Consider the following 21438-nt stretch of genomic DNA (forward strand, 5'->3'; position numbering starts at 1 on the left):
GATTGTAGATTTTAAATAAATCGAATAATTAATAATTAGGCATTAATCCGTATTGGTTTGAAATAAAAGTTTGATTATTAAACGCTTCATCTTTCAAAAAAATTTCAATACAGCTAGGATCTTTTTCCCAATATTTTTTTACAGTATAACCGAACATATCTCCTGAATTAATATTATTTTCAATGTGTGAATCGTTGGGATTAACAATAATTTTTAAACCTGTTGAAGCATTCATCATTTCCATATCTCCTCTACTATTTCCACCTACGATTAATGGAGGAACCTTTATGAAAGTATTTATTGCTTCAGCCTTGCCTTGATTCATAGGATAAGGATTAACTAATAGGTTGGTAGCTAAATTATTTTCACTAATGACGGCTTTCATTCCAATAATTCTTTCCTTGGGTATTCCTAGTTCTCTGTGAATAATTTCTTGATATAACAACTCCGGTGAAGCTGAAATTATCCATATTTCAAAATTAAATTTTTTAAGATTTGTCAATAGTTCTTTCATTTCACCATAAAATTTATTTTTATACTTACTGTCGAAAGTACTAGTACCAAGATGCTCAATTTCTTTAACCGTCATACCTGAAAGAAAGTTTAAAGTATTTTGTACATAATCATTTTCATCTATGGGTTTTAAAATATGAAATAAATAATTCATCTTTTCAATTGATATAGAATCATTTTTACCGTCATACTTCATTTTTGCGTAGGTAAAAATTGCTTCTTCCGATAAGTAGTAGGGAACTTGTCCCAATAAGGTTCCGTCACAATCAAAAACGGCAACCTTCCTATCTTTAATAGTTAGAGACGAAACCAAAAACTGCTTCAGTTTTTCATTGATCTCATCAGAAAAACCATTTATTTTTTTATAAGTTTGTGAATTCAAGTATATGGAGCTTACCATAAAAATAACTAGGATTAAAATTTTTTTCATTTAAAAAAGTTTTAAACGCAATATTTATACATTTATAGTTACTAAAATTAAAATAAATAAATGAAAAATATATATTATAGGTTTGCATTATTCTTATTCATTGTTCAATGCAGTCCTTATAAAAAAGCTGAATCACAATTAAATAAAGGTGATTACGCCCAAGCTTTTGAGACTTCAATAAACGTGTATACAAAAAATTATTCCCAAGATAAAAAAGAAAAACAATTAATACTATTGCAAAATGCTTATTTAAATGCAAATAAAAAAGAAGAAGAAGAATTGAAGATTCTTAAATCTAATCTCATTCCAGACTATAAAAGAATCTATTTAGTAACTAAAAGTCTATCTAATAGATATGCAAAGATTAGCCCCTTACTTCCCTTATATAACAATGGAAAAGAATTAAAATTCCCAACCAAAGATTTACAACAAGCCTTGGCATTGGCTAAAGAAAATTATTTAAATTCCTACTACAATAAAGGCGTGAGTTTACTTGAAAGGAATAACAAGGCTAGTGCTAGGGACGCATACGAATATTTTCAAGAAATAAAAGAAGTAGATGCTAATTACAGAGATATTTCATTTAAATTAAAGGAAGCCTATAATCAGGGATTAAATATAATTTTAGTTGGTGTAAAAAACAATTCAGGAACCTATTTACCAAGCGACTTACCTCAAACACTTTTATTTAATATAAATAATTATAATAAGAATTTTTGGACTCTTTTCACTTTAGATTTTAATGAACCGCATGACGAAGAAGTGGTTGTAAATATTAATGGAGCATTCGTAAATTATGGGAATGAAAGAATTTTTACACATAATTATGAAAAAGATATTATAGATGGTTGGGAGTATTTGAAAGATTCAAGAGGATTTAATATAAAAGATGCAGACGGAAATTATATTAAGGTTGATAGATATGTTAAATTACAAGCACAGGTAACAGAAGTTATTAAACAAAGAGATGCCGTTATTAATGCAACATTTCAACTTTACAATTCTTTTACTGGAAATTTAATAAATACCTATCCTGTAACTTCAAGATCTGAGTTTAAATCTGCTTATGGTATTTTAAACGGGAATAGAGAAGCTTTGGATATATATGCATTAGAACTGATTAATGCTCCTAGAGTACCTTATCCGAATGATAGGCAAATGTTAACTGATTGCGGTATAGATTTAAGAAATCAGTTAATAAATTTCTTAAATAGTCTTTAAGATTAATTAGATAAGTAAATTTTGTAACTTGCAATAAAATATATTTAGTAATGTCAGAGAATAACATATTAGATACGCTTATAATTGGTTCAGGTCCATCCGGTTTTACCGCTGCAATTTATGCAGCAAGAGCTGAAATGAACCCAATATTAATTTCAGGAATGGAATTGGGAGGGCAATTGACGACAACTACCGAAGTTGAAAATTTCCCCGGATATCCTGAGGGTATAACTGGCCCTGAAATGATGGTACAGCTGCAAAAACAAGCGGAGCGTTTTGGAACAAAAGTAATTATTGATACTGTTGTACAGGTAGATTTTGGAAATCAGTTGGGAGATACACATACTGTTAAAACTTCATCGGGCAATGACTATAAGGCAAAAACCTTAATAATTTCTACCGGCGCAAGTGCTAAATATTTAGGAAAAGAATTTGAAGAAAAATATAGAGGTGGAGGAGTATCTGCCTGTGCAACTTGTGACGGATTTTTCTATAGAGGTAGAAATGTGGTAGTTGTGGGTGGAGGAGACACAGCGGCAGAAGAAGCTACCTATTTAGCTAAAATTTGTAAGACGGTTTATATGGTAGTTAGAAAAGACTATTTGAAAGCTTCTAAAATTATGCAAGAAAGAGTAGAAAGCACGTCTAACATTGTCTTAATGTATAACCATGAAGTAGTTGATTTAAAAGGTGAAAATAATTTAGTGGCTCAGGCTGTAGTTAAAAATAATATCACTAATAAAGAGTCTATTTTAGAGGTTGATGGCTATTTTGTGGCTATTGGCCACTCGCCCAATACTAAAATCTTTGAAGGAAAGCTTGATCTGGATGAGACAGGATATGTAAACGTTCAACCATTTTCTACACAAACAAATATTCCCGGTGTATTTGCTGCTGGAGATGTTGTGGATAAAAAATATAGACAAGCCATTACTGCCGCAGGATCAGGATGTATGGCAGCCTTGGATGCTGAGAGATATTTATCTCAAATTACTCATTAGATTTGCTTAGGCATTTATATATTGAATAATGAATTTTCCAAGTAAAATTTTAGAAAAATCAGTAGAAGAAATATCTCAATTGCCAGGAATAGGTAAAAGAACTGCTTTGCGTTTAGCCTTGCATTTACTAGAGGTACCTAAGAATCAGGCGGATAATTTAGCCAATTCTATAAGCCAATTGGTTCATAACATTAAACATTGCAAAGAGTGTAATAATCTTTCTGATACTGAAGTATGCATCATTTGTGGAAATTCTTTTCGTGATGATAAAACCATCTGTGTGGTGGAGGATGTTAGAGACGTAATGGCAATAGAAAATACGCATCAGTACCAAGGAAAATATCATGTTCTAGGAGGTAGAATTTCGCCCATGGAAGGAATTAGTGCCTCTGATCTATGTATCTTTCCATTATTGGAAAGAATAAAAGAAAAACAAGTGGTAGAAATTATATTTGCTTTAAGTGCTACTATTGAAGGGGATACCACAATGTTTTATTTATATAAATTAATGAAAGATTTAAAAATAAAATTTACTACCATCGCGCGTGGAATAGGAGTAGGGGACGAACTAGAATATACCGATGAACTTACTTTGATAAGATCATTGCAAAATAGAGTACCCTATAGCCAAGATTTAATCTAAATAAAAAAACCTTATATATACATATAAGGTTTTTTTATATTAATCCTTTTGTTTAAAAACTTTTAAATAGGTAGAAAGTAAGAAAATACATATTCCAAAAATTCCTATTAAGGCAAATGAATATCTTAGATTAAAAGCATGAGAAATATATCCAATTATTGGTGGGCCTAATAAGAAACCAACGAAACCTATGCTTGAAACAATAGTTAAAGCCATTCCCGTATTAATTTTTGTTTTTTGTCCGGCTAAACTATAGATCGTAGGAATAATGCTAGAGACTCCCAAACCAATAAGCATAAAGGATAGGGTAGTAATTATTATATGTGGAAATAAAACAGCTATAAACAAACCAATAGATATGGATAAACCACAAACTTGTATAATACGTTGTTTCCCCCATTTTTGAGCGGCATAATCAGCAATAAAACGTCCTGTTGCCATCATAATCATAAAAGCAGCAAATCCTAAAGGAGCCCAATTTTTAGAAACATGAACAACTTCTTCAAAATAAATTCCACTCCAGTCAAACATAGCACCCTCTGAAGCCATACCACAGAATGCTGTTATTCCTAATAAATATAGAAACATTTCTGGGTAGGTCTTTTTTTTGTATGATTTGTTATTAGTTTCTTGAATTGATTGTACAGTTTTTTCATTGGATTCTAATGATACGGATTTTTTATCTGGCTGTAAATATTTACAATTAAAAATTATTAATATCCCTACAATAAAAAGTATAAATATATAATGTTGTAAAGGGGTTAAACCTAGGTTAATCATTAACAAACCAATTAAAGATCCAAAAAATCCTGCCAAGCTCCATCCGCCGTGAAACGATGACATGATGGGTTTTTTGTAAATATTTTCAATAATAATTCCTTGAGTATTGACAGAAATATTTACAAAATTTCCAAAAAAACCAAAGGCAACTAGGCTTAACATTAAGGTAAGTAAACTTGAGGATAATCCAACAGCAATAAGCCCTAAAACATGTAAAGGCAAAGCGAGTAATAATACTTTTTTGCTTCCTAAACGAGATATTAAAAAGCCAGATAGAACCATTCCTAAAATCTGTCCAATAGGGATCATTAAAAGAACATTCCCCCATTCTCCATCACCAACATGAAAATAATTCTTAATATCTGGAATTCTGCTTGCCCAACTGGAAAAACATATACCTTGACATATATAAAAGGCAAAAATTCCCAGACGTATTTGTTTATTTGAAAATTTAGATGAACAACTACTTATATTTTCATTCATGAAAACAAAATTTAAAAATTACGGCAAATGTAATAAGCAAGAATTGATTAATTCTATTTTTAGAAGTAAAATATTTAATATAATATAGAATAAAATTTATTGAATAAAAATTATTCATAATGAAATATTATCAATTAAAATATTTAAATTATAATTGGTAATAAGTTTTATATGTCAACAAAATTAAAGTTTGAACACCTTATGTATTCGATTAAGTTAAAATAATTATCATTTAAGTATTAAGCAAACATCATTTTTATGAGTTTTTTATACTTTCAATAAGGTTTTCAATATCCTTGGGATATATATTACCGATATTACCCATACGGAAAGTATCAGCCATTGAAATTTTTCCTGGATATATGACATATCCTTTGGATTTTAGTTGATTGTAAAAATCAATAAATGAAAAATTACTGAAGGGATACAGAAATGATGTTATGATAGGACTTTGTACGTTCATGGGTAGTAAAGGTTTGAATCCTAAAGACTTCATACCCTCAATAAGAAGTTTATTATTTTCTTTGTATCGCAAATATCGTGATTCAATTCCTCCTTCTTCTTCAAGTTCCTTCAATGCTTGAAAAAAAGCTATAACTACATGGGTAGGAGAGGTGAATCTCCATTTACCATTGCCTTCTTCCATGGTTATCCATTGATCATATAAATCCAAGGATAATGACCGGGCTATACCCTTACATTCTTTTAATTTATCCTTCAATGCAATTACAAAACCAAATCTGAGAACTCCCTGTATACATTTATTGGAACTGCTTATAAGAAAGTCAATGCCTAAATCTTTTATATCTATCGGTATTCCTCCAAAGCTGCTCATAGCATCTACAATAAAAGTTACTGGATAATTTTTCACTACATCACTTATTTCTTTTAACGGATTAAGTATTCCAGTAGTAGTTTCGCAATGTACCATGGAGAAGTGTGTGATATCTTTATTTTCATTTAGTAGATTCTTAACCTGTATTGGGTCAATGATTTCTGTTTCATTTAGGGATACCAAGAGATGGTTAATTTTATAATAAGTGGCTATTTCAGCCATTCTTTTTCCATAGGCGCCATTTGCAACTATTAGCAGTTTATCTTGGGGGCGTAACACAGATCCAATAGGTGGATTCAACGCAAAATGTACCACTTCCTTGCATTAAAACACTGGTATATTCATTGGGAGTAGCTTTGGCTAAATGAACTAGCTGATTGCGTATAGACATTACAATATTTTCATTGTAATCTTTATCCCATGTACACCAGTCTTTTAGCATTGAATTTTTAACAGAATCAGTAGTTGTTAGAGGACCTGGAGTTAAAAGTAAATATTCTTTCATAGTTTTATAGTTGATTTATAGAATCAATGTAAGAAGGTAATTCGGTAATATTGTCCAAAACTGCATCTGCCCCTGCATTCAACATTCTCTCACGAACTTTATTTTTTAAAATTTCTTTTTCTGAGTCTGGTAATTGATTATATTCAAGTTCAGTAAGTCCCATTTCATTACTTCCAACAATAATGCCTACACTTTTAACTTTTGCATTAATACCTTCTTGTATATCTGCAATTGTATCTCCAACTTTAACTACTTGTTCTACCGAGGGAATGGCTAAATCAATCATGTTTTTATAAATCATATAGGGAGCCGGTCGACCGGCGGGTACATCATTTGGAGTTACCAAATGATCAACATAATAACCCTTTTTTTCTGCCTCCGGTCTAACTATATCCATCAAAGCTTGAGTATAACCTGTGGTTGATCCAATTAAGATGCCTTCGTTACGCAAAGAATTTAAAGTTTCAATTACCTTAGGAATAGGGGTTGTAAAATCAGAAAGAGAGGTAAATAAATGTTTTTCAAAACTTTGATACATTTTGTGAACGTCCTCCATAGACCAATTTCGATTATAAACCTCATGAAATTTATCATTAACTTCAGGCATGGAAAGAATTGATTTAATATGATCTATCTTAAGCAAACCCATTCGCTCTCTATCTTGTCGGTAAGTGATATTTATTTTTTTTTCATCAGAAAATACTTTTAGAAAGGCATGAAGTGGGGCAAAGCAACCATAGTCAATAGCTATTCCCGCCAATCCATAATTATACAAGTAATTTTTTTCATTGAATATATTTAATTTTTAAAATTGTGTAAACTTAAATGGTATAGCTAGAATTTGTATTTATATTACCCTCTTCATTATATTTTTGTAGCTCTAGCTTATTTTTTTCTTTTTTTGCTCGAAATTGTAGGTAAAACAAAGCATATATAAATGCGAGACAACAAAATATGCCTGTATATCCGGATAATTGATTGTAAAAGGTAAGCCAATGAATATTACTGCCAAAAAATTCTTTAATGAATAAAACTAATACAGTACCTATATAACCTAAAAAATCATTTAATACAATGAAAAAGCCAACATTACCTTTAATTTTAAAACAAGCAATAAACATTTCAAAAAATATGGTTTGAAAAGCAAGAAATGCAAAATATAAACATAAACTTTGAATAAATAACCATAGAACAGTATCTAATTTCAATTGATTGTAGTTTAAAGATGTTATTGCCATTAAACACATTCCAACAATAAGAACGAACAATAAAATTTTTAAAGCACTTAAGTTATTTTTTATTAAATAAACTAAACAAAAAGTAACTAAAACTATAATAGTAACAACAGTATCAATCTGAGCAAATAACCAGTTGGAGTGCTCAGATGTGTTAACAATTTTTACCAAGAAATCCTTTTTTATATCACGTGTGATCGTTAAAACTACATTTGCTATAAATAATACTATTAACAATAGAGCAAAATTTTTCACTAATTTTATTCTATCAATATTATTTAAAGGTTCTCTTTTCGATTTTGATTCAATATCTTCCCCATTAGGTTCAGGCAAACGATTGAGTATATAGATTAATAAGATAAGTATTGGCAAAGCTATTCCACCAATAAGAGCAGGCATCCAAAATTCGTTTATCTTTAAAACATTCATCATATACAAACCGACAGATTTTGCAGTTCCAGAACTGATTACCATGCTTACCCCCATAAAGCTTGCTAAAATATCAGTAAGTTTTCTACCTTCTAAATAACTAAAAAATAAATCCCCACATGCAACCAAAAGATAGGCCGTTGATAAACATTGGAATTAAATTATAAGGAGAATTTAATAATTCAAATAAAATTAGAGCCATCTCAGCAATCACCATGGAGCCAATGATAAACTTAAATCTGTTTTTTCTTTTTAAATCAGATATTAATTTAATACCAATAAATTTAGATATTGCATAGCCCAGAATCTGTATAATTGTTACAACCACTTTATAATCAACGCCAAAAACTTGTATACCTTCAAAAGTTGCAGAAGTATAAGGTTTACGCAATGCATAGACCAAAGAATAAGACAATAAAGCAGCTCCTCCCGCCCATAGAATAAATAATAAACGAGAAGAATAATTTTTAAAATTATTAATTTTTAACATAATGTTTAGCAAGTATAATTTAGAACCAAAGAAAAAAAAATTATGTTACAATAATTTTGTAATTATGTTATAAGATAGTTATAAATATTGTTTATAATAATCTAAAAAACTATATTTAAATTTAAATTTTAATATATTTTGTAAAGGATAATAAATTAATATAAATACAATAAAATTTTTTGTAATTTCGCTATTAGACTATATTTAGTTTAAAATCGTTATATTAAAGATTAAATTTTAAGAAATTTATTTATGAAAAAATTCAGTACAGGAATTATAATTTTAGTTATTGCCATTTTTTTAATTGGTTTTTATATTGTTACAAGCAATAAAATGGTGGTTCTAAATAATGATGTTAAATTGAAGTGGGGAGCTGTAGAAACTGCCTATCAAAGAAGAGCAGATTTAATAACCCAATTAGCGGCAACGGTTAAAAAAGCAACAAATTACGAAAGAGAAACTTTAACAGCTGTCGTTGAAGCTAGAGCAAGGGCTACCTCTGTACAAATTGATCCTTCCAATTTAACACCTGAAAAATTGGCTGAATTTCAGAAGGCTCAAGCAGGTTTAAACAGTGCTTTAAGTAGACTTTTAGTCTCAGTAGAAAAATATCCCGATCTAAAAGCTAATCAAAGCATTTTAGCTTTTCAGAGTCAGCTTGAAGGTACAGAGAATCGGATAAAAATTGATAGAGATAATTACAATATATCGGTTACCGAATATAATAATTATATAACAAAATTACCCTACAGCATAATATCAAGTATAAAAGGTTTAAAAGAAAAGACTCTGTTTAAATCCTTTGAAGGATCAGATAAATCTCCAGATGTTGATTTATTGTTAAACGGAGAAAAATAATTAATTTAATGCTATTTACAAATAATCAAGAAAAGCATATTATCAATGCCATTCAACAAGTTGAAAAATTTACAACCGGTGAAATAAGGGTATATGTTGATATGCTTTTACAAGGAGATCCATTGGCTGAGGCTCAAAGATTATTTTATAAATTGGAGATGCAAAAAACAAAAAATAAAAATGGAGTTTTAATATACGTTTCTGAAAACAAAAAAAAAGTGGCAGTAGTTGGAGATGAAAATATCCATAGTTTTGTAAACCAATCCTTTTGGAATAATCTAATTGAAGAAATTCTACACTCATTTAAAAATAAACAATTTGACATTGGAATCCTCACAGCCATTAAAAAAATAGGGGAACAATTAATAAAATATTTTCCATCAACCACTGAAAATTTTGGTATAAATCAAATACCCAATGAGATTATATACAATAAATAGTTTATGGAGAATTTTGCTTGTGTTGCTATTAAATACAAGCATTTTTTCAGCCCAAAAGGAATTTCAAATTCCTGATAAGCCAGCAAAAATATATCCAGTAAATGACTATGCAGGAGTTTTAACTCAAGCTCAAAAAAATCTTTTAGAAAAAAAACTTATTGCATATAATGATTCAACCTCTACGGAAATATTGCTATGTATAGTTAAAACCCTGACGGGAGATGATATAAATTATGTAGCTGCACGTTGGGGGGAAAGATGGAAGATAGGTAAACAAAGCAAAAATAATGGAATTTTAATATTAATAGCAACAGAAGATAGACAATTGTCCATACAGAACGGTAGAGGTACAGAAGATGCTATGACAGATTTCATCTCTCACCAAATTATAAATGATTATATGATACCGTATCTAAAAAACGGGGATTATTACGGGGCATCTAATTCAGGGATTGATCAAATTTTTAATGTTTTACAAGGAAAATTTAAATCATCTTCCAAAGATCAGCCACTAGATTTAGTCTCCTCGTTGGTATTTATTATTGTTTTAATTATACTTTTTATATACATATCACAAATACTAAAAGGAAAAAGAAAAGGTACCTACTATAATAAAAATGGTAAAAATAAAGATGATGATTTTTGGGGTCCAGGTGGTGGATTTTTTGGAGGTGGATTCGGAGGCTTTGGAGGTGGATTTTCAGGAAGATCCGGTGGTGGTTTCGGCGGTTTCGGCGGTGGGGGAAGTTTCGGCGGCGGCGGTGCTAGTGGAAGATGGTAATTTAAAATTAAAAGTTATTTAAAATTAATTTTTAAAATTTTCTCTAAATAATATTTAGATTATATCTAAAAGGCTGAATATTTGATTATACATCATTTGTATAATAATATAAAAGACAATGATTAGTCTAAAATTTTTTAACTCATAAATTGGGTAGTAAATGAAATTCAATGTTAATTTAATAATGCTTGTCATTAATGAAAAGTATAATCTTTATAGCAATAATTTTTAGTCTTACACTTAATTCCTGTGAACGTAAGGACAAGACAGACAATAAACAAATAGAAAAAAAAGTATCAATGAAAACAATACCATTAAATATAGAAGATTTTAAAGTTAAAATTATGGATTACCAAAATAATCCGGATCAATGGAAATTTTTGGGAAATAAACCAGCGATCATAGATTTTTATGCTGATTGGTGTGGTCCATGTAAGATGGTAGCACCCATTTTAGAAGAGTTGGCAGCAGAGTATGAGGGCAAAATTGATGTTTATAAAGTAGATACAGAAAAAGAACAGGAACTTGCTGCAATGTTTGGTATTAGAAGCATACCTTCTTTATTATTTATTCCGATGGATGGAGAACCTCAAATGGTACAAGGAGCTATCTCCAAAAAAGATTTTGAAAACATTATCAAAGAAATAATTTTTAAATAAATTAATTACTGATAAAATATGTCAAGTTGTCTTAACCACATATAATTCTATATTATTTTTTGATTTCTTATAAAAAGAAGTGTAGTAGTTAGTTAGAATTAAATTTTATCTTAAAAAAAATAATAATAAGCTTTGGCTTGAAGTTTGAGGACTTCGACCTATAAAAAAATATTCTTAATAAATAAATTTTGAATTTATGTACTGGACTTTAGAATTAGCATCCTATTTAAGTGATGCACCTTGGCCCGCAACAAAAGATGAATTAATCGATTATGCTATTAGAACAGGAGCACCTTTGGAAGTAGTAGAAAATCTTCAAGCCATAGAAGACGAAGGAGAAATATACGATAGTATTGAAGAAATATGGACCGATTATCCAACAGATGATGACTTTCTCTGGAACGAAGACGAATATTAAATAAATAAAGCCCTTATATAGGGCTTTATTTATTCACTTAAATTATTTGTAACAGAGCCAAATTTACTAAATTTGCTTGTTTAAAAATTAACAATACACCTCATACAGCATGAATATATTAAATTCTATCCTTAAACTATTTGTTGGAGATAAACATAAAAAAGATCTTGAACTCTTAAATAAATATTTAGAGAAAATAAAAAATGAAGAAGAGCAAATAGCAACCTTATCGATTGATCAACTTAGATATAAAACCATTGAGTTTAAGGAGAAAATAAATGAAGCAACCCAAGAAATCAGAACTAAAATTAATGATTTAAAGCAAAAAACTCAAACGACTGAAGATGTTGAAGAAAAAGAAAAGTATTACGCAGAAATAGAAAAATTAGAAAAAGAATCGTACGAAATAGAAGAAAAAGTACTAGAGGAAATCTTACCGCAAGCCTATGCAGTGATAAAAGAAACGGCTAAAAGATTTACAGAAAATTCTACTATTGAAGCTTCAGTTACAGACTTTGATAAAGAACTAGCAAATGCTAAGGAATATGTAACCATTAATGGAGAGAAATCCATCTGGAAAAATAATTGGAATGCAGCAGGAAAGGATGTTCAATGGGATATGATTCATTATGATGTGCAGTATATAGGTGGAACTGTTCTACACAAGGGTAAAATTGCAGAAATGGCAACCGGAGAAGGGAAAACTTTGGTAGGAACCTTACCCATGTATTTAAATGCACTGACAGGTAGAGGAGTTCATGTAGTGACAGTTAATGACTATTTAGCCAAAAGGGACTCTGCTTGGATGGCTCCTATATTTGAATTTCATGGTTTAAAAGTAGATTGTATAGATAATCATCAACCCAACTCAGAATCAAGAAGACAAGCCTATTTGTCTGATATCGTATACGGAACCAATAATGAATTTGGATTTGATTACTTGCGTGACAATATGGCAAATTCTCCTTCAGATCTAGTACAAAGAGAATTAAATTATGCCATAGTTGATGAGGTGGATTCTGTATTGATAGACGATGCCCGTACACCTTTAATTATTGCAGGTCCGGTTCCACAAGGAGATAAGCAAGAGTATCAAATATTAAAACCAGTAGTTGAAAGTATTTTTACAGTTCAGAAAAACGAATTAACTAAAATATTTCAAGAAGCTAAACAATTATTAGCCAATGGAGATAAAAAGCTGGGAGGACAAAAACTTTATCAAGTTTTTAGAGGATTACCTAAATTTAAACCTTTAATCAAATTTTTATCTGAAGAAGGAAACAAAGCTATTCTATTAAAGGCTGAAGCTTATTTTATTTCAGACAATAATAGAATGATGCCAGAAGCAGATAAAGATTTATATTTTGCTATTGACGAAAAAAATAATCAAGTAGAATTAACCGATAAAGGAATTGAATTTTTATCCAAAGGCAATGAAGATCCACATTTCTTTATGCTTGAAGATTTAGGTTCTGCTATTGCAGATATAGAAAGCAAAAATTTACCTAAAGAAGAAGAGCATAAAGAAAAAGAAGAGTTTTTAAGAGAATTTGCAATTAAATCTGAAAGAATTCATTCACTAAATCAACTACTTAAAGCCTATACATTATTCGAAAAAGATATAGAGTATGTAGTTATGGATGGTCAAGTAAAAATCGTTGATGAGCAAACCGGACGGATCATGGAAGGACGTCGTTACTCAGATGGTTTACACCAAGCCCTAGAAGCAAAAGAAAATGTTAAAATTGAAGCTGCTACCCAAACTTTTGCAACCATAACCCTACAAAATTATTTTAGAATGTATAATAAGCTTGCAGGAATGACAGGAACGGCAGAAACAGAGGCGGGTGAATTTTGGGAAATCTATAAATTAGACGTGGTTGCTATACCTACCAACAAGCCAGTGGTAAGAAAAGATCATCAAGACTTAGTATATAAAACCAATAGAGAAAAATTTAATGCAGTATTAAACGAAGTGATTCGTTTATCTCAAGAAGAAAAGAGACCTGTATTGGTAGGAACAACGTCCGTGGAAGTTTCTGAATTATTAAGCAAAGCATTAAAAATGAGAAAAATACCTCACAATGTTTTAAATGCTAAATTACATAAAAAAGAAGCGGAAGTAGTTGCAGAAGCTGGAAAACCGGGAGTAGTGACTATTGCCACCAATATGGCTGGTAGAGGAACAGATATTAAATTGATTGATGAAGTGAAAGATGCAGGAGGTTTAGCGATAATTGGTACAGAAAGGCATGATTCTAGAAGGGTGGACCGTCAGTTGAGAGGTAGAGCGGGTAGACAAGGAGATCCAGGATCCTCACAGTTTTATGTTTCGTTGGAAGATAATTTAATGCGCTTGTTTGGTTCAGATAGAATTGCTAAAATGATGGATCGTTTAGGGCATAAAGAAGGAGATGTTATCCAGCATTCTATGATTAGTAATTCCATTGAGAGAGCGCAAAAAAAAGTGGAAGAAAACAATTTCGGCATAAGAAAAAGACTTTTGGAATACGACGATGTTATGAATAAACAAAGAGAAGTTATTTATAGCAGACGTAAAAATGCTCTTTTTGGAGAGAAGTTAAGTATTGATATTGCTAATATGATATTTGATACAGCTGCGCTTATTGTTAAAGAGAACAAATCCAATCGAGACTTCAAGAATTTTGAATTTGAGTTGGCTACTACTTTCGCAATGGATACCCCAATGGATAGTTCAGAATTTAATAGTTTAAATGAAGCTGATATAACACAAAAAGTATTTGAACAAGCCGAGGCTTTATACAAAGAAAAACTAGAGAATACAGCTGAGCAACTATACCCAACCGTTTCCAACGTATTTTTATCTCCTAACCGATCGTACAAAAACATTTCTGTGCCATTTACAGATGGTAGTAAAGTAATAAATGTTACCACGAATTTAGAAGAAGCTTACAACTCAGGAGGTAAAGCTTTATTGAAAGATTTTGAAAAGAGCATTACTTTGGCGATCATTGATGAAAACTGGAAAGACCATTTAAGAGAAATGGATGAACTAAGAAAATCAGCCCAGTCAGCCGTATGGGAACAAAAAGATCCATTGGTAATCTATAAGCAAGAGTCTTTCAAATTATTTAGAGATATGTTAGACAAAACCAATAAAGAAATAATTTCTTTCCTATTTAAAGGCGGTTTACCTATTGAAGCTAATAATACTACCATACATGAAGCTAAAGAAGTGAAACAGAAAATGGTAGAAAGTAGAAACTTTGAAGAAAGCCAAGAAGGTGAAGTTAAAGATAAAGAGATACAGGAACCTTTACGAGTGAATAAAATTGGAAGAAATGAATTGGTAACTATTCGTAATTTAAGAACGGGAGAAGTCAAAAACCTAAAATTTAAACAGGCACAACCATATATAGATGAAGGTTGGATGGTTGAAGACTAAACATGATATTCAAAAAAACTAATCCTAAACAAGGATTAGTTTTTTTTTTGAAATAAAGTCATAATTGTAAAAATAAATTTATAAAAAGATTTGAAACTTATTTATCAAATTTTATTTTAAAATTTAATCTGTACTTTATTTTAAATAAATCTCTTTTTTATAATAATTTTTAGGTATTTTAAGTATAATATGTAAATTCTTTTCTGTTTTTATTTTTTTTATTTGTCCTGTATTGCCATTTACCCATATTCCAGATAAATTATAATTTCCTGTTTTTGCATTATATAAAAATGGAGAAAATATATAATAATCTTTGTAGATTATATCTAAATTACAGTTAATAGTATCCTTTTTATTCTTCTGTAAATGATATATATATTCTGCATATATTTGCGTAGCTTCTTCTAAAGATATTTTCATTCCTTTTTCTTTTTCTACAAATTCAGAAGTACCATAAACATAAAATTCTTCTTTTTTTATATTTTTATTATCACAAGAAATAATTAATAAAATAAATAATAAATATGCATAAATATTAATCCTCATTTTTTAATTAAATATGTATCAATTTAAAAAAATTAAATAAAGAAACCTAATTATTAATTGAATTATACCCCAATTTCCCTTTCATTTAGCCATAACTCATCCTTATTATAAGTTATTTTCCCAGTGTTAGCATTGATCCATATTCCAAAAACAGCTATTTTCATTTGTTTCATATTGTAAAATGAAAATACATAGTTACTATCTATAATGATTTTTGGATGTATAGACAAATTTAAATTACTTTTAGATGAATCTAGTTCTTTTTTATTTACTAAAAATTCTTTGTAGATATTACCAGCTTCCTCTATTCCTAGAATACTATTATTAGAAAAATCTTTAGCTTCCTTTGTAAGTTTTTTTTTATTTAGTTCATAGCATAATATAACTTTATGATCTTTTAAATATTGATTTTCCCGGTTACAGCCCATTATGCTTAGAAGTAAAGATAAAATAGACATAAATAAAATTTGTTTCATAGATTATTGTTTTCAATAATAAATCCTTTATTTTTATATTGTCTATATTAATTAATTCAGTTTTTATCAGTCATAATTTCTCCTGTTTCTGAATTAATTTCAGCTAAAAAATATAAAGGAGCTGTTTTTAAATTTCGTTTATATAGATTACTATTATAGCCTATATAATAATTCTTTTTTTTAGTATAAATAACCATCGTATAACAATTTTCAAAATTTTCATCTTTTATAATATAAAAATTATTTTGAAAAATTTTTATTATATATATATATCTATTGCATTCTGTTTTTTTATTGTAAATTTTGACTCTTTTCTAGAAAAATAGGGTCGTTTTAATAAATTATTTTTTAATAAATTGATTGGTCTTCATTCTTATTCTTTCATAAATAAATCTAAGTTTTAGAAAATAGAATTAATTTTCATCTTTAATTTTTTTCTCCGGAAAAAATTTAGGTCTAAGCATTATTCCTTCTTTTATGTATTTTACTTCCCCTGTATTAGCATTGATCCAGATCCCTTTAGTAGAAGCAGCTGGCATTTTAGGGATATAATGGTTAGTAAAAGCATAATAATTATCTATGACAAAAAATAGATTATTTCCCATAACTAAATCGTTTTTTTTTGCATAGGCTAATCCTAATTTGTAAGCTTCTTTTTTATTTATTTGAACATTGTTTTCGAATATATTAAATTCCGAAGTACCATAATAAATAACTTTATGATTCTTTAAATATTGTTTTTCTCGATTACAGCCCATTATGCTTAGAAGTAAAGTTAAAATAGACATAAATAAAATTTTTTTCATATGGATATTTTTTAGCATGAAGGGTTCCAATCTAAGGTTTCTTCTTTTATTATAGATATTTTAGTCCTTTAACCTTATGTTATCTGGATGTACTAGTTACAAAATGCTTTAATTTAGTAAGTAAACCTCATGGCTTTTGAGGTAAAGTATAAATCAAATTTCTTCTTCTTATCTACTTTTCTTAATAATTTCTTTTTGAAAAGGAATTATAGCATTGATATTTTTTAATTCATTAGGAATTTTAACATATTTAGAGCTATGCTTTTCTTTTATCTCTCCGGTATGTCCATTAACCCATATTCCAGATATATTATACCCTGTTTTTGAATTAAAATTTAATGGAGAATCTGTAAATATATAATTATCATTATAAATAACATCTAGTATACATTTTATTCTTGTTTTTTGAGTATCTTGTTTAAAGATATAATTAGCATATATTTGCGTAGCTTCTTCTAAAGATAATTTTAATTCTTTTTCTTTTTCTTTAAATTCATAGGTACCAAAAATATAAATTTTTTTATCTTTTGTATAAGAACAAGAAACCAGAATAAATAGGGAATAAAAAATTAGACTATAGCATTTAAACTTTTTCATTGAGGATAGCTATATAAGGCAAGGATCTTTAGGTTTAGGACAAGGAATTATATTTTCCTGTTTTAGTTCATAAAAACCATCTTTTTTTAGCTTCTCTTGGTCAGGAATTGTCCATAAAATATTAGTTTGCCACTGGGTAGTATCTGCCGGACAACGTTTACTAAATATAAAACCTAAAAAATCTTGTTCCTGACTCCCTAAGTATTTGGTTTGTCCCTCCCAGGTATCGTAACTCTCATGAGTAAGAAAATAAGAGGTATCATCCGTATAACGATAGAATCCCATAGAATATAAATCAGTATCCAGCTTATCCAGCGGAACTCCTTTTTTATTCCGGTAATCGATCATTATTTTTTTTAGCTCTTCCAAATCGGTAGGTGGATTTTTTATTAAAAAATCTTCAGTATAGATATAGATGTATCTTTTTAAATCTCCATCAAAGCTGGAAATGCTTTTTTTATCTTTTCGGTTTACAGGTACAAATTCTATTTTATTTTTAGTACCGGAACAGGAAATAAGAATAAACAGGGAATAAAAAATCAGACTAAGGGTTTTAAATTTTGCCATTTTAGTAAGATTGTACTTATAATTACTGATAAGGGTCTTTGGGCTTAGGACAGGGAATTATATTTTCCTGTTCTGAATTATAAAACCCATCTTATTCTAGTTTTTCTTTATTGGGAATGTACCAAAGAAGATCAGTCCTCCAGTGGGTGCTATCCGAAGGACAACGCTCACTAAAGACAAAACCCAAAAAATCTTGCCTTTGGCTTCCCAGGTATTTGGTTTGTCCATCCCAAGTGTCATAGCTTATATGATTCAGAAAATAAGAGGTATCATCTGTATAACGGTAAAAATTCATGCTGTATTCATCCGTATCCAATTTATCCAATGGAACTCCTTTTTTATTCCGGTAATCGATCATTACTTTTTTTAGTTCTTCCAAATCGGTAGGAGGGTTTTTTATTAATATTCTTTCTCTGTAGACGTAGATATCCCTATGCAAATCACCATCAAAGCTGGAAATGCTTTTTTTATCTTTTCGGTTTACAGGTACAAATTCTATTTTATTTTGGGTACCGGAACAGGAAATAAGAATAAACAGGGAATAAAAAATCAGACTAAGGGTTTTTAATTTTACCATTTGGGAAGGTTGTTTAGGTTAACTTTTTGTTGGGCATCTTGGGCTTCATTTTGTTTTGCTGCTTGTTCTGCCTGTTGTGCCTTTATATTTTCCTGACGGGTGTAGTAAATATTCCCGCTAAATTCTCTTTCTATTACAGCTTGGGTCACGAAGGGGCGGTAGCCGTACAAATGTTGCAAAATAAACCAATGGGCAAAAATTTCAGAGGCTTGGGGAAGTATATTAAACAGTTTTTCCATATCCGGCAAATCCAGCCCAAAATGTTCCCACAAAATAATTCGGTATTTTAGTTGGTATTCTTATGCATTTAATTTTTTAAGTCCGGACATTCTACCCAATTTAGTTATTTATTTGTTCTTTGATTAAAAAAAGGATGGGCAATACAAAAACGGTTTCCTCTGCCTAAATGTTCATCTTCCCTTCTAAATAAGCTGGCTTGCATATACATATAACCCTCTCCGTAATAACTTTTAGGCCAATTAGAATAAATCATTACATAATCCAGTTTTTCCTTATTCCATGTTTTTCCACGGTCGGTACTCCATACATAGGTAGAAAAAGGCTGATCGAACACCAATCCGTAATAAAGATCCCCATAAGTAGCCAAAAAATAATTATCGGGAAGGGCAACATATTCCGCTCTTTCTACATAATATAGAGCGGATTTATCTTCAGTAACTTTTTTTGAAGAATATTCCACTATAATTTCCTTGGTTTTGGGATCTCTGATTATATCCATTAATTTCATATCTTCAGGAATATTCCAGGTTTTTAGTGTTTTTTTTTGTTCAGTTTTTAAGTTAAATTCTATTAGTTGAGTGTTCTTATCTACATAAAGAACAGTAGAATCGGAATTAAAAATACAATAGTCTCGATTGCCTACAGAATTAAATTGTCCATTAAAATTTATTTTTTTCCAGTTTTTTCCACCATCTTCGGTATACTGATATTCATATACCCAACTATCATTGTAAGGTGTATAATGCAGAATAGCTAACAACCTGACTTTGTCGGAATAAAACACCATATCCGTAATCTGCTTTCCTTGTTCGCTTTTTAACTCTTCCTTCCATGTTTTCCCTAAATCTTCGGAGGAATAAATGGCACTTTTCCATTCAGATCGGGTGAATTCAACTTCCTGCACAAGAACAAACATTTTCTCACCGGAGAAACAACCGAATTCAACTGTTCCCTTTCCTAAACTGGTTTTATGCCAAGTATCTCCAAAATCGTAGGTAGCATATATTACTGAGTTAGTACTATCATTAAACGTTCTTCTATTATCATTACCAAGCAAGAAAAAAATATTCTTGTTATAATTAAGAATATGTTTAAAGTCATATTTATTTAAATAAACGAAATAGCTGTAGTATTCATCGTTTGAGTTTTTTTCTTCGGGTATCTGATCAAAATCTATATATTTCCATTCCATTTGCGACTGTTTTTTCTGACAAGAAATAAAGTTATAGCTCAGAATAATAATTCCCCCGATTAAAAATACAGTCAGCTTTTTAAATCCGGACATTCTACCCAATTTAGTTATTTAGTTGTTTTCTGATTAAGAATAGGATGGGCAATACAAAAACGGTTTCCTCTGCCTAAATGTTCATCTTCCCTTCTAAATAAGCTGGCTTGCATATACATATAACCCTCTCCGTAATAACTTTTAGGCCAATTAGAATAAATCATTACATAATCTAGTTTTTCCTTATTCCATGTTTTTCCACGGTCAGTACTCCATACATAGGTAGATAAAGGCTGATCGAACACCAATCCGTAATAAAGATCCCCATAAGTAGCCAAAAAATAATTATCGGGAAGTACAACATATTCCTCTCTTTCTACATAATATAGAGCGGATTTATCTTCAGTAACTTTTTTTGAAGCATATTTCAAAATAATTTCGTTGGTTTTGGGATCTCTGATTATATTTGAAAATTTCATATCTTCAGGAATATTCCAGGTTTTTAGTGTCTTTTTTTGTTCGGTTTTTAAGTTAAATTCTATTAGTTGAGTGTTCTTATCTACATAAAGAATAGTAGAATCGGAATTAAAAATGCAATACCCTCTCTGATACCCTTCAGGATTAAAATCACTATTAAAATTTATTTTTTTCCAGTTTTTTCCACCATCTTCGGTATACTGATATTCATATACCCAACTATCATTGTAAGGTGTATAATGTAGAATAGCTAACAACCTAACCTTATCGGAATAAAACATCATGGTCATAATTTGATTTCCTTGTTCGCTTTTTAATTCTTCCTTCCATGTTTTCCCTAAATCTTCGGAGGAATAAATGGCACTTTTCCATTCAGATCGGGGGAATTCAACTTCCTGCACAAGAACAAACATTTTCTCACCGGAGAAACAACCGAATTCAACCGTTCCCTTTCCTAAAGTGGTTTTATGCCAAGTATCTCCAAAATCGTAGGTAGCATATATTACCGAGTTAGTGCTATCATTCAACTTCCTTTGATCATCATTACCGAGTAAGAAAAAAATATCCTTGTTATAATTGAGGATATAATTAAATCTATATTTGGTTAGCTGATTAAAAAGACTATAATATTCATGGTTTGAGTTTTTTTCTTCGGGTATTTGATCAAAATCTATGTATTTCCATTCCATTTGCGACTGTTTTTTCTGACAAGAAATAAAGTTATAGTTTAGGGTAATGATTCCTATAAATAAAAAAGCAATTATTTTTTTAGTATGCAT

At 29.8% G+C, this 21438-nt stretch carries 25 protein-coding genes; 9 read left to right on the forward strand and 16 right to left on the reverse strand.

All coding sequences use genetic code 11. The features are described 5' to 3' along the window. Positions 1–28 precede the first annotated feature (28 nt). Positions 29–943: an HAD family hydrolase gene (locus ETU08_RS09625; protein ID WP_146262817.1), complete on the reverse strand. Its 915-nt coding sequence runs from the start codon at positions 941–943 to the stop codon at positions 29–31. Positions 944–1003: 60 nt separating this feature from the next. On the opposite strand from ETU08_RS09625, the gene ETU08_RS09630 reads away from it, so the two are divergent. From ETU08_RS09630 to recR, 3 genes are read left to right on the forward strand one after another with little or no spacing between them, the layout of a single operon-like run. Beyond that, positions 1004–2164, forward strand: a complete 1161-nt coding sequence (locus ETU08_RS09630) for a hypothetical protein (RefSeq protein WP_146262818.1) — start codon at positions 1004–1006, stop codon at positions 2162–2164. A gap of 50 nt (positions 2165–2214) precedes the next feature. Continuing rightward, positions 2215–3165, forward strand: coding sequence for a thioredoxin-disulfide reductase (gene trxB / locus ETU08_RS09635; RefSeq protein ID WP_146262819.1), 951 nt, complete (start codon positions 2215–2217; stop codon positions 3163–3165). 28 nt (positions 3166–3193) lie between these two features. Further along, complete coding sequence (gene recR / locus ETU08_RS09640) at positions 3194–3808, forward strand: recombination mediator RecR (protein WP_146262820.1); 615 nt, start codon at positions 3194–3196, stop codon at positions 3806–3808. Positions 3809–3847: 39 nt separating this feature from the next. On the opposite strand, the gene ETU08_RS09645 is transcribed toward recR, so the two are convergent. The 6 genes from ETU08_RS09645 to ETU08_RS11980 all read right to left on the reverse strand — a co-directional run bounded on the left by ETU08_RS09645 (position 3848) and on the right by ETU08_RS11980 (position 8565). Further along, positions 3848–5071, reverse strand: a complete 1224-nt coding sequence (locus tag ETU08_RS09645) for an MFS transporter (RefSeq protein WP_185145314.1) — start codon at positions 5069–5071, stop codon at positions 3848–3850. Between the two features lie 256 nt (positions 5072–5327). Continuing rightward, positions 5328–6206 (reverse strand): 2-aminoethylphosphonate--pyruvate transaminase, encoded by an 879-nt coding sequence (gene phnW, locus ETU08_RS09650; protein ID WP_221410552.1) that lies wholly within the window; start codon positions 6204–6206, stop codon positions 5328–5330. Next, on the reverse strand, positions 6166–6411 hold the full coding sequence (locus ETU08_RS11975) for a hypothetical protein (protein ID WP_221410438.1): 246 nt from the start codon (positions 6409–6411) through the stop codon (positions 6166–6168). Before ETU08_RS11975 ends, phnW begins: the two co-directional genes overlap by 41 nt. Before the next feature lie 4 nt (positions 6412–6415). Continuing rightward, a complete protein-coding gene (phnX, locus tag ETU08_RS09655; protein WP_221410439.1) occupies positions 6416–7186 on the reverse strand; it encodes a phosphonoacetaldehyde hydrolase in 771 nt (256 codons plus the stop codon). Positions 7187–7232: 46 nt separating this feature from the next. Then, complete coding sequence (locus ETU08_RS09660; RefSeq protein WP_221410440.1) at positions 7233–8204, reverse strand: DUF5690 family protein; 972 nt, start codon at positions 8202–8204, stop codon at positions 7233–7235. After that, positions 8176–8565: a DUF5690 family protein gene (locus ETU08_RS11980; protein ID WP_221410441.1), complete on the reverse strand. Its 390-nt coding sequence runs from the start codon at positions 8563–8565 to the stop codon at positions 8176–8178. The genes ETU08_RS09660 and ETU08_RS11980 overlap by 29 nt, the downstream gene beginning before the upstream one ends. 252 nt (positions 8566–8817) lie before the next feature. On the opposite strand from ETU08_RS11980, the gene ETU08_RS09665 reads away from it, so the two are divergent. The 6 genes from ETU08_RS09665 to secA all read left to right on the forward strand — a co-directional run bounded on the left by ETU08_RS09665 (position 8818) and on the right by secA (position 15148). Continuing rightward, on the forward strand, positions 8818–9423 hold the full coding sequence (locus ETU08_RS09665) for a LemA family protein (protein ID WP_146262821.1): 606 nt from the start codon (positions 8818–8820) through the stop codon (positions 9421–9423). Positions 9424–9431: 8 nt separating this feature from the next. Next, entirely contained in the window at positions 9432–9863 is a 432-nt protein-coding gene (locus tag ETU08_RS09670) for a TPM domain-containing protein (RefSeq protein ID WP_146262822.1), read from the forward strand. Then, positions 9841–10644 carry a TPM domain-containing protein gene (locus ETU08_RS09675; protein ID WP_146262823.1) on the forward strand — a complete coding sequence of 268 codons (804 nt, stop codon included), beginning with the start codon at positions 9841–9843 and terminating at the stop codon, positions 10642–10644. Before ETU08_RS09670 ends, ETU08_RS09675 begins: the two co-directional genes overlap by 23 nt. Positions 10645–10841: 197 nt before the next feature. Continuing rightward, positions 10842–11303 carry a thioredoxin gene (trxA, locus tag ETU08_RS09680; protein ID WP_146262824.1) on the forward strand — a complete coding sequence of 154 codons (462 nt, stop codon included), beginning with the start codon at positions 10842–10844 and terminating at the stop codon, positions 11301–11303. A 196-nt stretch (positions 11304–11499) separates the two neighbouring features. Beyond that, complete coding sequence (locus ETU08_RS09685) at positions 11500–11721, forward strand: DUF2795 domain-containing protein (RefSeq protein ID WP_146262825.1); 222 nt, start codon at positions 11500–11502, stop codon at positions 11719–11721. A gap of 109 nt (positions 11722–11830) precedes the next feature. After that, entirely contained in the window at positions 11831–15148 is a 3318-nt protein-coding gene (secA, locus tag ETU08_RS09690; RefSeq protein WP_146262826.1) for a preprotein translocase subunit SecA, read from the forward strand. A 135-nt stretch (positions 15149–15283) separates the two neighbouring features. Here secA and ETU08_RS09695 read toward each other — a convergent pair whose 3' ends face one another. From ETU08_RS09695 to ETU08_RS09735, 9 genes are all read right to left on the reverse strand, one after another. Further along, positions 15284–15694, reverse strand: coding sequence for a hypothetical protein (locus ETU08_RS09695; RefSeq protein WP_146262827.1), 411 nt, complete (start codon positions 15692–15694; stop codon positions 15284–15286). Positions 15695–15756: 62 nt separating this feature from the next. Continuing rightward, positions 15757–16170 (reverse strand): hypothetical protein, encoded by a 414-nt coding sequence (locus ETU08_RS09700; protein WP_146262828.1) that lies wholly within the window; start codon positions 16168–16170, stop codon positions 15757–15759. Positions 16171–16583: 413 nt separating this feature from the next. Further along, positions 16584–16976, reverse strand: coding sequence for a hypothetical protein (locus ETU08_RS09705; protein ID WP_146262829.1), 393 nt, complete (start codon positions 16974–16976; stop codon positions 16584–16586). Between the two features lie 168 nt (positions 16977–17144). Further along, on the reverse strand, positions 17145–17573 hold the full coding sequence (locus ETU08_RS09710) for a hypothetical protein (protein ID WP_146262830.1): 429 nt from the start codon (positions 17571–17573) through the stop codon (positions 17145–17147). Positions 17574–17582: 9 nt separating this feature from the next. Beyond that, positions 17583–18140 carry a hypothetical protein gene (locus ETU08_RS09715; protein WP_146262831.1) on the reverse strand — a complete coding sequence of 186 codons (558 nt, stop codon included), beginning with the start codon at positions 18138–18140 and terminating at the stop codon, positions 17583–17585. A 91-nt stretch (positions 18141–18231) separates the two neighbouring features. Next, positions 18232–18717, reverse strand: a complete 486-nt coding sequence (locus ETU08_RS09720) for a hypothetical protein (RefSeq protein ID WP_146262832.1) — start codon at positions 18715–18717, stop codon at positions 18232–18234. Then, positions 18711–18995: a DUF3289 family protein gene (locus ETU08_RS09725; RefSeq protein WP_375764693.1), complete on the reverse strand. Its 285-nt coding sequence runs from the start codon at positions 18993–18995 to the stop codon at positions 18711–18713. The genes ETU08_RS09720 and ETU08_RS09725 overlap by 7 nt, the downstream gene beginning before the upstream one ends. A gap of 65 nt (positions 18996–19060) precedes the next feature. Beyond that, positions 19061–20242, reverse strand: a complete 1182-nt coding sequence (locus tag ETU08_RS09730) for a WD40/YVTN/BNR-like repeat-containing protein (protein WP_146262834.1) — start codon at positions 20240–20242, stop codon at positions 19061–19063. A 14-nt stretch (positions 20243–20256) separates the two neighbouring features. After that, positions 20257–21438, reverse strand: a complete 1182-nt coding sequence (locus tag ETU08_RS09735; RefSeq protein WP_146262835.1) for a WD40/YVTN/BNR-like repeat-containing protein — start codon at positions 21436–21438, stop codon at positions 20257–20259.

Source organism: Apibacter muscae (assembly GCF_007845635.1).
GTDB lineage: Bacteria > Bacteroidota > Bacteroidia > Flavobacteriales > Weeksellaceae > Apibacter > Apibacter muscae.